This is a genomic window from Salinicola salarius, from assembly GCF_002179555.1.
Lineage (GTDB): Bacteria > Pseudomonadota > Gammaproteobacteria > Pseudomonadales > Halomonadaceae > Salinicola > Salinicola salarius_A.
Genome location: NZ_NHOU01000005.1, coordinates 201,275 through 214,643, shown reverse-complemented (window position 1 = coordinate 214,643; position 13,369 = coordinate 201,275). Strand labels below are relative to the sequence as shown.

Here is a 13,369-nt window from a genome sequence, read left to right as displayed (position 1 = left end):
TACGGGTCTATTTTTCAGACAGAGCGTAGGGCGACGGCGAAGATGCCGAGTTCGAATCCCTTGAACTGCTCTACAGCCGCCTGATTGCGGATTTTTGGGAACTACAGGGCGGCGTGGGTTACCAGGGCGGCGTGTTTTCCGATGATCACGCCGAGCGCACCTACGGTGTGGTCGGCCTGCAGGGTGTGATGCCCTACGGTATCGAAACGGACGTCGCCCTACAGCTCAGCGAGGACGGCGATCTGGCCGCCAGTTTCGAGGGCGAATACGACCTGCGCCTGACCCAGCGGCTTTACCTGCAGCCACGCACGGAAATCGCCATGGCCGCCAATGGAGTCGAAGCATTTGGCGTGGGCGAAGGATTGAACTCCGTGCGTGTCGGCATGCGATTAGGCTACGAGGTAACGCGCCGTGTCGCGCCTTACATCGGCGCTTACTGGGAAAAGGAGTACGGTGAGACTGCGGATCTAACTCGTGCCAGCGGTGATAGAACGGAGGGCACGGGCGTTGTCGCGGGTATCAGACTAATCTTGTGAATCATCCGGTGGATTCAGGGCAACGTCGGGTAGTGTTTGCGGAATACATGGGTGGTGGCGCAAATGCGCAGTGGAGACGGTGAGTCGGTTCGAGGCGCACTGTAGTGTGTGTTCGAGTAGTGTTGCGCTATCTTGACCACTGCGCCGCCGTCTCGAGCACCGTTGCCAGGGGAGAACTTGCCATGACCGTAATGACCGCCGCCGAAATCGAGGACTTCCTCGATGACGTCTTTCCTCAGCGTCAGGGCACCATCGAGGCCGTGGATCACATGCGGGCGACCATGAGCCTGGCGATCGAGGACGAGCATCTGCGCCCCGGCGCCTGTGTTTCCGGTCCGTCGATGGTCAACTTGGCCGACGTCTGTCTCTATGTGGCGGTTCTGGCCCAGATCGGGCCGGAGGCGATGGCGGTGACCAGCAATCTCAATTGCCATTTTTTGCGGCGTGCGCGCAGCGACCGGGACCTGATCGCCAACGCACGCATTCTCAAGCTCGGCCAGCGTCTCGCGGTAGGCGAGGTCCAGCTCTTTTCCACCGGTGACGACGAGCCCGTCGCGCTGGTGACGGCGACCTACGTGTTGCCGGATCGGGATGACTGAAGCGCGGGCTCGATGCAGGACGCTTCGATCTACGCCGTAGCCGGCCGTTGACGCCAGGCACTCCACGCCAGCACCAGCCAGCCCGCCATCAACAGCAGACCGCCGAAGGGCGTGACTATCCCCAGCGGGCGTGCGCCAACCAGCACCAGGCAGTAGAGCGAGCCGCTGAACAGTACGATTCCCGCGAACCAGAGCTTGATGGCCAGCATCTGCCCCTGCAGGGCGCGTTGTCCATGCCAGGCGAGCACGGCCATGACCGCCAAGGTGTGCCAGGCCTGGTAGCGCACGGCGGTATGGAAAACTTCGAGATCGCGCGGGGAGAGCGTGCTGGTCAGCGCATGGGCGCCAAAGGCACCGGCCGCCACGAGAACGAATCCGCTCAGGGCAGCGAAACTCCAGGCCCACTTTTGGTGCATGTTGCGACTCCTTGATGGCGACTATGCTTTGGGGATGTTGACGTTCGGTGCGGCCTTGCGTGAAACGTCAGCCATCCCTAGGGGCGTCAGCCGCGGAATTGACGCCCGCTAGTCTAGCGCGTAAAAAACCGCCTCGGCAGCCGCCCTGCAGCGTTTGCGACGTCATCGTTATCCATAAGGATCTCCGAAATGGAATTCATCAACACGCTTCACGACGCGGTCTACGCGGTCATGACTCCGGTCAGCGAATTTGTCTGGACCTATATTCTGCTCTACCTGCTGCTGGGTGCTGGGCTTTTGTTCACCTTGCTCACGCGTTTCATGCAATTCCGGCTGTTCGGCCACATGGCTCGCGTCACCTTCAACAGCCGTGGTTCCGGCAGTGGCGTCAGCGGCTTCCAGGCCTTCGCGACCTCGCTGGCGGCGCGGGTCGGCACCGGCAACCTCGCTGGCGTGGCGATCGCGCTGTGGGTCGGCGGCCCCGGAGCGATCTTCTGGATGTGGATGACGGCGCTGGTCGGCTTCGCGACCTCGTTCATCGAGTCGACCCTGGCCCAGACCTACAAGAAGCGCAACGAGGACGGCGTCTTCCGCGGCGGCCCCGCTTACTACATCGAGCGGGCGCTGGGGCAGCGCTGGATGAGCGTGCTGTTCGCCATTTTCCTGCTCATCGCCTACGGCCTGGCCTTCAACGGCGCGCAGTCCAACACCATTGCGCAGGGGCTGTCCCAGGCGTTCTCGATCCCCAACTGGGTGACCGGCGTCGCGCTAGTGATCATCACCGCGCTGGTGATCTACGGCGGGCTCAAGTCCGTGGCGCGCACCGCCGAGAAGATCGTGCCGATCATGGCCATCGGATACTTCCTGGTGGCGCTGTACGTACTGGTGGTGAACATCGGCGAAGTGCCCGCCATGCTGGAGCTGATCGTCAAGAGCGCCTTCGGTTATGGCCCGGCGGTGGGCGGCGCCGTCGGCTACACTATCAAGATTGCGATGGAAAACGGCATCAAGCGTGGCCTGTTCTCCAACGAGGCGGGCATGGGCTCGGCGCCTAATGCCGCCGCCCAGGCCGACGTCAAGCATCCGGCGGCGCAGGGGCTGGTGCAGTCCTTCGGCGTATTCATCGATACCCTGGTGATCTGCAGCTGCACGGCGGTGGTGATTCTGCTTTCCGGTGTCTACGAGCGCCTGATGAGCACCTCGCCGGGTCAGGACATCGTCGGCATCCAGTTGACCCAGGACGCGATGGTCGATCACCTTGGCAGCTTCGGCGAGATCTTCATCGCGATCGCCATCTTCCTGTTCGCGTTTACCTCGATCATCGCCAACTTCTCCTACTCGCAGATCAACATCGAATATCTGTTCCGGGGCCGTGCCAAGGCCGCGGTTTCAGTACTGCGGGTGGCGGTGCTGGCGATGGTCATGATCGGTTCCGTGGCGCAGTTGCAGTTCGTGTGGGACTTTGCCGACCTCGCCATGGGGTTGATGGCCACGACCAACCTCATCGCGATTCTGCTGCTGTGTCCGATCGCGCTGCGCGTGCTCAAGGATTACGAGCGTCAGCGCAAGGCGGGCGTGCACGAGCCGACGTTCGATCCCAAGAAGGTGCTGAAGCGCCCCGAACAGGTCGACGCCGACGTCTGGCCCGCGCGCGAAAGCACCGACCAAGTCGCGCGCGACGCCTGACCGGGATGCCTGGTTCTCCTTGAGGCGCTACAATGCGCCTCCTCGAGATCTGCTTCAGGGAGGCCGCCATGCAGATTCAGCTCAACGGTGAACCCAGCCAGCTCGATGGCGAGCAGACACTGGCCCAACTGGTCGATTCGCTCGGCCTGACGGGGCGGCGTATCGCCATCGAAGTCAACGAAGAGATCGTGCCACGCAGCCTGCACGCGCAGACGCGCCTGAACGACGGCGACAGCGTGGAGATCGTGCATGCCATCGGCGGGGGTTGATCCCCCCCAGATCCATGACCAGGAGTCATTCATGTCTCAGTTGATCCAGGACACCCCGCTGATCGTGGCCGGACGCCGCTTTGCGTCTCGATTGCTGGTCGGCACCGGTAAATACCGCGACTTCGACGAAACCGCCGCAGCCATCGAGGCGAGCGCTGCCGACGTGGTGACGTTCGCGGTCCGTCGGACCAACCTGGGCCAGAACCCGGACGAGCCCAACCTGCTCGATGCGATATCGCCGTCGCGCTACACGCTGCTGCCCAATACCGCCGGCTGTTACACCGCCAAGGATGCCGTGCGGACCTGCAAGCTCGCGCGCGAACTGCTCGATGGCCACAACCTGGTCAAGCTCGAAGTGCTGGGCGACGAGAAGACGCTCTATCCCAATGTGGTCGAGACGCTGGCTGCCGCCGAGACCCTGGTCAACGACGGCTTCGACGTCATGGTCTACACCAGCGACGATCCGATCGTTGCCAAGGAACTCGAAAAGCGCGGCTGCTGCGCGGTGATGCCGCTGGGCTCGCTGATCGGCTCCGGCAATGGCCTGCTCAATCCGGCGACGCTGGCGCTCATCATCGAGCACGCCGAGGTGCCGGTGCTGGTCGATGCCGGGATCGGCACGGCTTCCGATGCGGCGTTGGCGATGGAGATGGGCTGCGATGGCGTGCTGATGAATTCCGCCATCGCCCACGCCAGGCATCCGGTGATGATGGCCCACGCCATGCGCAAGGCGATCGAAGCCGGGCGCGAAGCGTTTCTCGCCGAACGCATGCCGCGTCGCCAGAGCGCCAGCCCCTCTTCGCCGTTCGCCGGGCGGATCAACGCCTGAGCCTTCCGGTCGACTCCCGCAGGGCCGCTGCCAGCCAGCGGCCATTTCCTTTACTTGCCCTGTTGATTCCTCCGCATGACTGACAAGACGACGCCCGATACCCAATCTCCCGCCGAAGAGGCGCCCGTGCGCCGTGGCATCAAGAGTTACGTGCTGCGCGCCGGACGCATGACGGCAGCGCAGGAGCGTGGCCTGAAGGAGGTCTGGCCCAAGTGGGGGCTGACGCTGGCCGATGGCCGCCAGGATCTCGAGCAGCTGTTCGGCCGCAAGGCGCCCTGCGTGGTGGAAATCGGCTTCGGCATGGGCAAGTCGCTGGTCGAGCAGGCCGAGCGCCATCCCGAGACGGACTTCATCGGCATCGAGGTTCACGCACCCGGCGTGGGCAAGCTGCTCGACGAGGCCGACAAACGCGGGCTTACCAACCTGCGTGTCTATCGCGAGGATGCGCTCGCCGTGCTGGCGGACTGCCTGCCGGAAGCGAGCATCGACACGCTGCAGCTCTTCTTCCCCGACCCGTGGCCCAAGAAGAAACACCACAAGCGGCGTATCGTGCAGTTGCCGTTCGTCGAGCTGGTGCGTTCCCGCCTCGAGCCGGGCGGCAAGCTGCACATGGCGACCGACTGGCAGCCCTATGCCGAGTTCATGGCGGAGGTGATGGCCGAGGCGCCGGGGTTCGTCAACACCGCGCCGGCCGAGACGGCGCCCTACGTCGAGCGCCCCGATTTCCGCCCGCTGACCAAGTTCGAACAGCGTGGCGAGCGCCTGGGTCACGGCGTCTGGGATCTCATCTACCGGCGCGTCTGATCGCGCCGCTGCCCATCGCCGAACGCCGAGATCAGAAAGACGAGACCCGCCGCGCCAAGCTGTGCCGTCAAGGTCGCCGGCCTGCCGCGGCCCTGGGGCGCCGGCATACCTGGGTCACGGGCATAAAAAAGGCCGCCCTGGGCAGGGCGGCACTAAGGACCGTGACTAGCATGATGAGGAGATAACCATGGCAGGAACCTGACATTCGCTGCTGTGGTCAGTGGCGTTTGGCGACGCCACGATGGAAAGGTTAATCATTCTCATTCATCGTTGCAAGCGTAACGAGAATCTTTTTTATTTGGGGCGGTCAATTCCTCCCGACACCGTGTGCTCAGTTCACGCCAAAAGCGTTCAAGAGCAGCGGCAATGTCGCCATGGCCAGCAGCGTCTGGCCGGTGATCACGGCGGCCATCAGTTCCGCGTCACCGCCCAGTTGACGGGCCAGGATATACGCCGACGTGGCGGTCGGCAGCGCGGCGAACAGCAGCGCGACATCTCGGTCCGCGCCGTGAAGGCCGACCATCCAGGCCAGCGCCAGTACGATCAAAGGGGTGACGAGCAGCTTGAGTGCGCTCGACAGCCAGAATGCCTTGCCGCTGTGCCATAGTGCCTGGGGGCGCAGTGCCACGCCCACGGCGACCAGCCCCAGCGGCAGAGCGGCATTGCCGAGCAGTTCAATGGCCTCGAAGCTCCAGCCGGGCAGTCCGATACCGCTGAGATTCAGCGCGATACCCAGCAGACAGGCCAGAATCAGCGGGTTGCGCAGCAACGCCACGGCGCTGCGACGCAGGCTGGCGCTACCCAGCGTGCCGGACGCGATGAAGGCCAGCACACAGAGGATATTGGCGGTCGGCACCATTAGCGCGACTGCCACGGCCGCCACCGTGGTGCCGGCCGCGCCATGCAGCGCCGTGGCACCGGCGACGCCGACATAGGTGTTGAAGCGCACTACGCCCTGAAAGGTCGAGGTGAAGGCGGGTGGCGCCAGCGCCAGGCGATGTCGCGCCAGCCAGAGGCCCAGGCCCAGCAGTGTCATGGTGCCGAGCAGCGTCACGCCGAGGCGCAGTACCGGCACCTGTCTGACGTCCGCGGTTGCCAGCGTTGCCACCAGCATGGCCGGGAACAGCAGGTAGTAGATGAAGCGCTCGAGTCGGGGCCAGAAATCGCCACCCGGAAATCGTGCCCAACCCAGGGCGGCTCCGAGTAGAATCAGCAGAAAAAGCGGGCCCAGGGCGTTAGCGATATCGCTCATGTGTCATCCTTGTCGAGCGCTCCGATGAGGTTCGCGGCGCCGGTGCCGGCCAGTTTATCGACTAATACCCAACCCTTGGAGTCTTCGAAAGTCCATGGCTGCCTACGAAGAGGAAACTCCCAGACCGCGAATGCTCAACCTGCTGATCGGCGTCACTCTGATGACGATCGTCATCGCGCTCTGGTATTTGCTCGATTACTACTACCTGCGGGAGTCGACCCATGACGTGACCTGGTATCCGCCGGCACAAGGCTGCGTGCTGCTGGATGGTGGGTGCCACGCCAACCTTGGGATCGATTCGTCATTGGGGTTCGCGTTGCAGGAGGTGCACGACGGCGAAGGCATGTTGACGTTCGAGGTTCGCGTTCATGGCCGCGCGCCGCAATCGGTGACGGTCCAGTTCATCGGTCGCGACATGAACGTGCAGTCGCGGCGGCTTTCGCTACAGTCGAAAGGGGATGGCTTGTTCGTCGGGCAGGGAACGCTGGGGCTGTGCAGCGCTCACGTGGATGCCTGGCGCGCGCAGGTGGTGGTGCTGAGCGATCATGGCTTGAAAGGCAGCTGGTTCGACTTCGACAGCCAAGAGCTGGGCGGGCCGACGGGAAGAGACGACAGGCGCTGCCTGTAAACGCCGACGCCGGCCTCGATGGGCCGGCGTCGGGTGAAGCGGTGGGTGAACGTGGCGATCGAGACGAAAGCCACGCCGTCGGCGTTTAGCTGTCGCCGTTGTCACCCGCGGCGCTGCTGCTGTCGTCGGGGTTGATGGCAAGCAGCTCGACCTTGAACTTCAGCGCCTGGTTGGGGCCGATGGGGCCGCCGGTACCGGCCGGGCCGTAAGCGAGGTCGGAGGGAACGGCGATTTCCCAGGTATCGCCGACGTGCATCATCTTCAGCGCTTCCTGCCAGCCGGGGATGACCTGATCGACCTTGAACGAGATCGGTTCGCCACGCTTGTAGGAGCTGTCGAAGACGGTGCCGTCCGGCAGGGTGCCTTCGTAGTTGACGCGAACGGTATCGTCGGCGCTCGGGGATTCGCCGTCACCGGATTCCAGGACCTTGTACTGCAAGCCGGAATCGGTGGTCTCGACGCCCTCTTTCTTGGCGTTTTCGGCGAGGAAGGCTTCACTCTTCTTGCGATTCTCGTCCGCGACCTTCTTCTGCTCGGCCTTCTGCTCGGCGATCTTCTGCTGCTGATACTGGGTCAGCGTGCTGCTGATCTCGTCCTGGCTCATCTGCAGGTCGGCGTCGCCGTAGACGTCCTTGATGGCCGCCGCGAAGGCATCGACGTCGAGATCCTTGATGTCCTTGGAAAGACCCTGACCCAGCGTGGCGCCGATGCTGTAGCTGAGCTTCGCCTGGTCACTATCGAGGTCGATCTTGTCCTGGGCGAAAGCCGTTAGCGGCAGCGTCATGATGCTGCCGAGCGCGACGGCGGTTACCAAACGTTTCATGCAAACTCCTTGGGTCACGAATGAAACCGATGTTGGCCAGAGTGTAAAGAAGCCTCGAACACCGGCTGGATAGTCGTGTTGTGACTCTAACAGGTGGGTTTTGGTTCCGCATCCGGGGCATCGATTGTCCAGCGCGTCATCAATCGGCGTAACGGCAGGTAATCGTCGGCCGTCATGTCGCGCAGGGTTCGGCAGGAAGCCAGCGCCTGCTCGAGCGGGGAATTCCCCTCGGCGACGAGCGTGGGGAGCGCTTCCAGGCGCGCCAGCATCTCGCGTTCGGCCTGCAGCTCGGCCTGCTTGAGCGTCTGGCGTAACGGCTCCAGCTGCGGCCGCCGCTGCGCCTCGCTTTTCAATGCGCGTCGTCGCTCGCGCAGCGGTACGGTCATCTCGCGTTGCCAGCATCTCGCCTCGGCCAGGGCATTGGCTGCCGCCGGGTCAGGGCGTTGGCGGCGCTCGCTCAGCCAGGCGACCCACAGCAGTTCGCAGATGTCCCAGCCGTGTTCATCCTGCAGCGTCAGGCATTCGGCCTCGACGCCGGGGCGAGCGTAGCGGTCCAGGGCATAGGACCAGAGTGAATCGGACCAGAGCGAGTCGGATGCAGCGGTGACGGACATGACATTCCATACCGGTGGCGGATGGCTGATAGAATGAGCGCCCATTCGATGCGCCCTGGAGCCCGGCATGATCGCATTCCGCCAACTCGCCCTGCAACGCGGCACCCGACGACTGTTCGAGGGCGCCGACCTGATGCTGCACGAGGGGCAGAAGGTCGGCATCGTCGGTGCCAACGGTGCCGGCAAGTCGAGCCTGTTCGCGCTGATCCGGGGTGAGCTCGGCGCCGACGCCGGCAGCGTGGAGATCGCCGGTGGCAAGCGGATCGCCCACATGGCGCAGGAGGTTTCCGCCATCGAACGGCCGCTGGTGGAGTTCGTGCTCGATGGTGACGCCGCCTTGCGCGAGACGGAGACCGCGCTGGCCGAGGCGCAGGCCAACGGCGACATGCAGCGCGAAGCCGTTCTACACGGCCAGATCGAGGCGCTCGATGGCTATACCGCCCGGGCTCGCGCCGAACAGCTGCTCGCCGGGCTGGGATTCGCCCAGGACGATCTCTATCGCCCGCTGGCGGCCTTCTCTGGCGGCTGGCGGATGCGCGTGGGTCTGGCCCGGACGCTGTTCACGCCGTCGGAAATCCTGTTGCTCGACGAGCCGACCAACCACCTGGATCTGGATGCGCTGCTGTGGCTCGAGCAGTGGCTGACGCGCTATCCCGGCACGCTGATGCTGATCTCCCACGATCGCGATTTCCTCGACGCGGTCTGCGACCACATCCTGCATATCGATCAGGGCCAGTTGATGCTCTATCGCGGCCATTACAGCGCCTTCGAACGTGCCCGTGCCGAGCGCCAGATCCAGCAACAGGCGGCGTTCGAGAAGCAGCAAGCGCGGCGGGCGGAGATCGAAGGCTTCGTCGAGCGCTTCCGCGCCAAGGCGACCAAGGCACGTCAGGCCCAGAGCCGATTGAAGATGCTCGAGCGCATGGAGACCATCGCCGCGGCGCGGGTCGATTCGCCGTTCCGCTTTCAACTGCCGTGTGCCGACAAGACCTCGACGCCGCTCCTATCGCTGGATCAGGCCGCCCTGGGCTATCCCGAGCGCACGATACTCGAAGGCGTGAAAGCGTCGATCCTGCCCGGTGAGCGTATCGGCTTGCTGGGGCCCAACGGCGCGGGTAAATCGACGCTGATCAAGACCCTGATCGGCGATCTGCCGCCGCTCGCCGGCGCTCGCGTACCGGGTGAGAATCTGGTGGTCGGCTACTACGCCCAGCATCAGCTGGAGCATCTGGATCTCGGCGCGACGCCGTTCACCCACGTGCAGCGGCTCTCGCCCACGGCCAGCGATCTGTCGATTCGCAACTTCCTCGGGGGGTTCGGCTTCCGTGGCGACGACGTGTTCGGCGATGTGTCGCGGTTCTCCGGCGGCGAGAAGGCGCGTCTGGCGCTGTCGCTGGTGGCCTGGGAAAAGCCCAACCTGCTGCTGCTGGACGAGCCGACCAACCACCTCGATCTGGACATGCGCGAGGCGCTGGCCGAAGCGCTGGCGGAGTACGAAGGCGCCGTGATCATCGTGTCTCACGACCGTCACCTGCTGCGGGCCAGCGTCGATACGTTCTGGCGCGTTGCCGACGGGCGCGTCGAGCCTTTCGATGGCGATCTCGACGATTACCATCAATGGCTGAAGTCCCGGGAAGCGGAGCGGCGGCGCGATCTGAAGCAGGAAGCGCGCCAGGAGAAAGGGCCGGCGGATGGCGGCGATCGCAAGGCGGCGCGGCGGGCAGCCGCCGAACGCCGCGAGCAGATGAAGCCGCTGCGCAAGCAGCGCGACGCGGCGGAAAAGAAGCTCGACAAGGCGCAGGCAGCCCTTTCGGCCCTGGAGGCGCGGCTGGCGGACCCGGACATTTACGACGCCGCCCGCAAGGACGAGCTGGCGCGCCTGGTCCGCGAACAGGGCGAGCTTCAGGCCGAGGTGGAGCAGCTCGAGAGTGACTGGATGGCGGCGGAAGAGGCCTTGGAGGCGATGGAGGCGGAACTGCTGCAGGCGGAATCCTGACGCCATTGATGCTGGCCGCTGGCTTCGAGCTTCGAGCTTCGAGCTTCGAGCTTCGAGCTTCGAGCTTCGAGAAAGGGATTGCGAACTTTCAGCGGGATCGAATCCTGAATTCCGCGGCTCGCGGCTCGCGGCTCGCGGCTCGCGGCTCGCGGCTCGCGGCTCGCGGCTCGCGGCTCGCGGCTCGCGGCTAATCGGCGTAGATCATCTTTCTGGTCATCCCTCCATCCACGCTGATGTGCTGGCCGGTAATGAACCCCGCCTTGTCGCTGGCGAGAAAGGCTATCGTCGCGGCGACATCGGCGGGCTGGCCGACGCGTCCTGCCGGATGCTGGTTGCGATCGATATCGCGATGTTCAGGCTCGCTACGCTGGCTAGTCTTTTGCCACGGTCCGGTTTCGATCCAGCCCGGGCAGATGGCATTGACGCGAATCTCCGGCCCCAGGCTGACGGCGAGTGCATGGGTCATGGAGAGCAGCCCACCCTTGGCCGCCGCATAGGACTCGCAGTGGGGTTCCGATTGCAGGGCGCGCGTGGAGGCGATGTTGACGATGGCGCCGCCACGGTGGCGCAGGCCGGGCACGGCGGCGCGGGTGCACAGGAAGGCGCCGGTCAGGTGGCTCTCCTGCCATCGTCGCCAGTCCGCCAGCGCCAGGTCCTCGATCGGGCCACACACCGGGTCGGCGAGGCCGGCGTTGTTGACCAGCAGATCCACGCCCGTGGACTGATCGTTTTCCTGCTGCCAATCCGTCAGATGCTGGAAGGCTTCCTTGACCTGCAGTTCGTCGCTGACGTCGACCACCATGGCCAGCAGCGTTGCCTCGGGGTAGTCGGCATCGAGTTCGGCCACCGCTTCCGGATCGCGATCCAGCGCCGCGACACGCCAGCCTTCGTCCAGCAGGAGCTCCACCGTGGCGCGCCCGATGCCCTGGGCGCCGCCGGTAATGATGGCGAGGGGGTGAGTCATGATCGAGAATCCTTTCATCGCGGCTCGAATGGCCGCTGTTCCCTGTTTATGCACCGCCGAATCCGGCGGGCATCGTTATTACCCGAGCCGTCGGTCAGCTCAAGTTTCCAGCATGAAAGTCACCGGCCCGTCGTTGATCAGCTCGACCTGCATGTCCGCGCCGAACCGGCCGGTTGCCACTTTGGGCCACGCCGTTTGGGCCTGCTCAACCAGATAGTCGAACATGGCCTGGCCGTGGGCCGGCGGCGCGGCGCTGGAAAAACTCGGGCGCAGCCCCTTGTCGGTCGATGCCACCAGCGTGAACTGGGAGACCAGCAGCAACCCGCCCTCGATCTGTTGCAGGTTGCAATTCATGCGTCCCTCGCCATCCGCGAACACCCGGTAGTGCAGCAGCTTGTGCAGCAAGCGGTCGGCGTTGGTCCGGTCGTCTTCCGCGGCGACGCCGACGAGCGCCAGCAATCCTTGATCGATACGCCCGACGGTCTCGCCGTCGATGTCGACCGAGGCCCGGCTGACTCGCTGGATCAGAGCTCGCATGGCGGTTTGGCATCTCTCTCGATTGGGAATGGGGCGATGAGCGAAAGTTTAGCACGCTGAGCCCCCGATGAAATGATCGAGATTAGTAGCAAGCAAAGCGTTATTGAAAACAGGCGGTACTAGAACGTATGTTTATGTTACCCATGCCTCAAGGGTTGGGTGACTGCTGGAAACTGGCGCCACACGCTGCCTGCTAACGTCGCGATGGCCGAATCGCCTTTCGAATAGCGGGTTTTGACGGCGTCAGGGTGCAATTGTCATGGGTCAATAAAGGCTTTGACGCCCGCCGCTTGGGTGGTGCTACTATCCAGACGGATCGAGCTGCTGCGAATTGTCCTGGTTTGTCGAGGATGAGTCATGACAATTTGGCAAGGCCACGCCAAGCTGGGCGAGATGAAAATGATAAATGCGCCCGTCACCGAAAACTTGAGTTAATCGCGATCCGCCGCTGCGGATCCGAACCTTGCAGACGGAGATTTGAACGATGCGATACAACATCAATAAAGGCGTTATCAATAAAGGCGTTATCAATAAAGGCGTTATCAATAAAGGCGTCACGACACTGATTGCCGGTTCCGTACTTTCCTGCCTGGCCGTAGGCATCGCGCAGGCCGCGTCACTCCAGGAAATCAAGGATTCCGGTTCGATCAAGATCGCCGTCGCCAACGAAATTCCCTACGGCTACATGGACATGAGCGGTGAGGCCAAGGGCGCTGGGCCCGATGTCATCCGCCATATCATGAACGAGATGGGCGTCGACGACATCGAGTGGGTCACTACCAACTTCAGCTCGCTGATTCCGGGCTTGCAGGCGAACCGTTTCGATATCGCCGCGGCCGAGATGGCCGTGTTGCCGGATCGCTGCCAGCAGGTGATCTACTCCGAGCCCAACTCCTCCTACGGTGAAGGGCTGCTGGTCAAGGAAGGCAATCCCAAGGATCTGCATGCGTTCAGCGACTTCGTCGAGGGCGACGCCAAGATCGCCATCATGGCGGGCGCGGATCAGTTGGACATGCTGCAGGCGCTCGGCGTACCGCAGGAGAACATGGTCACCATCTCCAGCAATGCCGATGCGATCTCCACAGTTTCGACCGGCCGCGCCGATGCCTATGCCGCGACCAGCCTGACGGTCAGCGAGCTGGCGGGCAAGAGCGATGACGTCGAGTCGGCAGCGGAATTCGTGGACCCGGTCATCGATGGCGAAGAAGTGCGTAGCTGGGGCGCGTTCGCGTTCAACAGCGACAATACCGAACTGCGCGATGCGGTCAACGAAGCACTCGAAGAGTACAAGCAGACCGACGACTGGAGCGAGACGCTGATGGGTTACGGTTTCAGCCAGGCCGATGTCGACGGCTCCAGTCACCGTACCACGGAAGAGCTTTGCACCGCGGATTCCTGAGTTTTGCAATCGAACTT

General features: G+C 63.7%; 14 protein-coding genes and 1 pseudogene. 9 read left to right on the top strand and 6 right to left on the bottom strand.

Annotated features, from left to right (window positions below; translation table 11 throughout):
- Positions 1–56: 56 nt before the first annotated feature.
- Together CCD76_RS06425 and CCD76_RS06420 are read left to right on the top strand one after the other, a co-directional pair.
- A pseudogene (locus CCD76_RS06425) lies at positions 57–536 on the top strand (copper resistance protein B); the annotation flags it as partial.
- 182 nt (positions 537–718) lie between these two features.
- Positions 719–1,135, top strand: coding sequence for a PaaI family thioesterase (locus CCD76_RS06420; protein ID WP_087718683.1), 417 nt, complete (start codon positions 719–721; stop codon positions 1,133–1,135).
- Positions 1,136–1,164: 29 nt separating this feature from the next.
- Here CCD76_RS06420 and CCD76_RS06415 read toward each other — a convergent pair whose 3' ends face one another.
- On the bottom strand, positions 1,165–1,551 hold the full coding sequence (locus CCD76_RS06415) for a DUF423 domain-containing protein (RefSeq protein WP_087718682.1): 387 nt from the start codon (positions 1,549–1,551) through the stop codon (positions 1,165–1,167).
- Positions 1,552–1,740: 189 nt separating this feature from the next.
- On the opposite strand from CCD76_RS06415, the gene CCD76_RS06410 reads away from it, so the two are divergent.
- The 4 genes from CCD76_RS06410 to trmB all read left to right on the top strand — a co-directional run bounded on the left by CCD76_RS06410 (position 1,741) and on the right by trmB (position 5,139).
- Entirely contained in the window at positions 1,741–3,237 is a 1,497-nt protein-coding gene (locus tag CCD76_RS06410) for an alanine/glycine:cation symporter family protein (RefSeq protein ID WP_087718681.1), read from the top strand.
- Positions 3,238–3,305: 68 nt separating this feature from the next.
- On the top strand, positions 3,306–3,506 hold the full coding sequence (gene thiS, locus CCD76_RS06405) for a sulfur carrier protein ThiS (RefSeq protein WP_087718706.1): 201 nt from the start codon (positions 3,306–3,308) through the stop codon (positions 3,504–3,506).
- Between the two features lie 31 nt (positions 3,507–3,537).
- Positions 3,538–4,335, top strand: a complete 798-nt coding sequence (locus CCD76_RS06400) for a thiazole synthase (protein WP_087718680.1) — start codon at positions 3,538–3,540, stop codon at positions 4,333–4,335.
- A gap of 75 nt (positions 4,336–4,410) precedes the next feature.
- Positions 4,411–5,139: a tRNA (guanosine(46)-N7)-methyltransferase TrmB gene (gene trmB, locus CCD76_RS06395; protein WP_087718679.1), complete on the top strand. Its 729-nt coding sequence runs from the start codon at positions 4,411–4,413 to the stop codon at positions 5,137–5,139.
- A gap of 331 nt (positions 5,140–5,470) precedes the next feature.
- Here trmB and CCD76_RS06390 read toward each other — a convergent pair whose 3' ends face one another.
- Positions 5,471–6,391, bottom strand: coding sequence for an AEC family transporter (locus CCD76_RS06390; RefSeq protein WP_087718678.1), 921 nt, complete (start codon positions 6,389–6,391; stop codon positions 5,471–5,473).
- Positions 6,392–6,485: 94 nt separating this feature from the next.
- Between CCD76_RS06390 and CCD76_RS06385 the strand changes: the two genes are divergently transcribed.
- A complete protein-coding gene (locus tag CCD76_RS06385) occupies positions 6,486–7,019 on the top strand; it encodes a hypothetical protein (RefSeq protein ID WP_143543257.1) in 534 nt (177 codons plus the stop codon).
- 85 nt (positions 7,020–7,104) lie between these two features.
- Here CCD76_RS06385 and CCD76_RS06380 read toward each other — a convergent pair whose 3' ends face one another.
- Positions 7,105–7,842: an FKBP-type peptidyl-prolyl cis-trans isomerase gene (locus CCD76_RS06380; protein ID WP_087718676.1), complete on the bottom strand. Its 738-nt coding sequence runs from the start codon at positions 7,840–7,842 to the stop codon at positions 7,105–7,107.
- A gap of 86 nt (positions 7,843–7,928) precedes the next feature.
- On the bottom strand, positions 7,929–8,456 hold the full coding sequence (locus CCD76_RS06375; RefSeq protein ID WP_179208867.1) for a TIGR02444 family protein: 528 nt from the start codon (positions 8,454–8,456) through the stop codon (positions 7,929–7,931).
- A 67-nt stretch (positions 8,457–8,523) separates the two neighbouring features.
- Between CCD76_RS06375 and CCD76_RS06370 the strand changes: the two genes are divergently transcribed.
- Positions 8,524–10,452: an ABC-F family ATP-binding cassette domain-containing protein gene (locus CCD76_RS06370; protein WP_087718674.1), complete on the top strand. Its 1,929-nt coding sequence runs from the start codon at positions 8,524–8,526 to the stop codon at positions 10,450–10,452.
- A gap of 187 nt (positions 10,453–10,639) precedes the next feature.
- Here CCD76_RS06370 and CCD76_RS06360 read toward each other — a convergent pair whose 3' ends face one another.
- Both CCD76_RS06360 and dtd read right to left on the bottom strand, forming a co-directional pair.
- The gene (locus CCD76_RS06360; protein ID WP_087718672.1) at positions 10,640–11,416 is read right to left on the bottom strand and encodes an SDR family NAD(P)-dependent oxidoreductase; all 777 of its coding nucleotides are present in this window, start codon (positions 11,414–11,416) and stop codon (positions 10,640–10,642) included.
- A 99-nt stretch (positions 11,417–11,515) separates the two neighbouring features.
- Positions 11,516–11,953 carry a D-aminoacyl-tRNA deacylase gene (gene dtd / locus CCD76_RS06355; protein WP_087718671.1) on the bottom strand — a complete coding sequence of 146 codons (438 nt, stop codon included), beginning with the start codon at positions 11,951–11,953 and terminating at the stop codon, positions 11,516–11,518.
- Positions 11,954–12,437: 484 nt separating this feature from the next.
- Here dtd and ehuB point away from each other — a divergent pair, with 484 nt between their 5' ends.
- The gene (gene ehuB / locus CCD76_RS06350; protein WP_087718670.1) at positions 12,438–13,352 is read left to right on the top strand and encodes an ectoine/hydroxyectoine ABC transporter substrate-binding protein EhuB; all 915 of its coding nucleotides are present in this window, start codon (positions 12,438–12,440) and stop codon (positions 13,350–13,352) included.
- Positions 13,353–13,369 lie beyond the last annotated feature (17 nt).

Bases quoted from the DNA above. Each gene is read 5' to 3' on its own strand.
- CCD76_RS06420 (WP_087718683.1), top strand. From the start codon at position 719: ATGACCGTAATGACCGCCGCCGAAATCGAGGACTTCCTCGATGACGTC.
- CCD76_RS06415 (WP_087718682.1), bottom strand. From the start codon at position 1,551: ATGCACCAAAAGTGGGCCTGGAGTTTCGCTGCCCTGAGCGGATTCGTT.
- CCD76_RS06410 (WP_087718681.1), top strand. From the start codon at position 1,741: ATGGAATTCATCAACACGCTTCACGACGCGGTCTACGCGGTCATGACT.
- thiS (WP_087718706.1), top strand. From the start codon at position 3,306: ATGCAGATTCAGCTCAACGGTGAACCCAGCCAGCTCGATGGCGAGCAG.
- CCD76_RS06400 (WP_087718680.1), top strand. From the start codon at position 3,538: ATGTCTCAGTTGATCCAGGACACCCCGCTGATCGTGGCCGGACGCCGC.
- trmB (WP_087718679.1), top strand. From the start codon at position 4,411: ATGACTGACAAGACGACGCCCGATACCCAATCTCCCGCCGAAGAGGCG.
- CCD76_RS06390 (WP_087718678.1), bottom strand. From the start codon at position 6,391: ATGAGCGATATCGCTAACGCCCTGGGCCCGCTTTTTCTGCTGATTCTA.
- CCD76_RS06385 (WP_143543257.1), top strand. From the start codon at position 6,486: ATGGCTGCCTACGAAGAGGAAACTCCCAGACCGCGAATGCTCAACCTG.
- CCD76_RS06380 (WP_087718676.1), bottom strand. From the start codon at position 7,842: ATGAAACGTTTGGTAACCGCCGTCGCGCTCGGCAGCATCATGACGCTG.
- CCD76_RS06375 (WP_179208867.1), bottom strand. From the start codon at position 8,456: ATGTCCGTCACCGCTGCATCCGACTCGCTCTGGTCCGATTCACTCTGG.
- CCD76_RS06370 (WP_087718674.1), top strand. From the start codon at position 8,524: ATGATCGCATTCCGCCAACTCGCCCTGCAACGCGGCACCCGACGACTG.
- CCD76_RS06360 (WP_087718672.1), bottom strand. From the start codon at position 11,416: ATGACTCACCCCCTCGCCATCATTACCGGCGGCGCCCAGGGCATCGGG.
- dtd (WP_087718671.1), bottom strand. From the start codon at position 11,953: ATGCGAGCTCTGATCCAGCGAGTCAGCCGGGCCTCGGTCGACATCGAC.
- ehuB (WP_087718670.1), top strand. From the start codon at position 12,438: ATGCGATACAACATCAATAAAGGCGTTATCAATAAAGGCGTTATCAAT.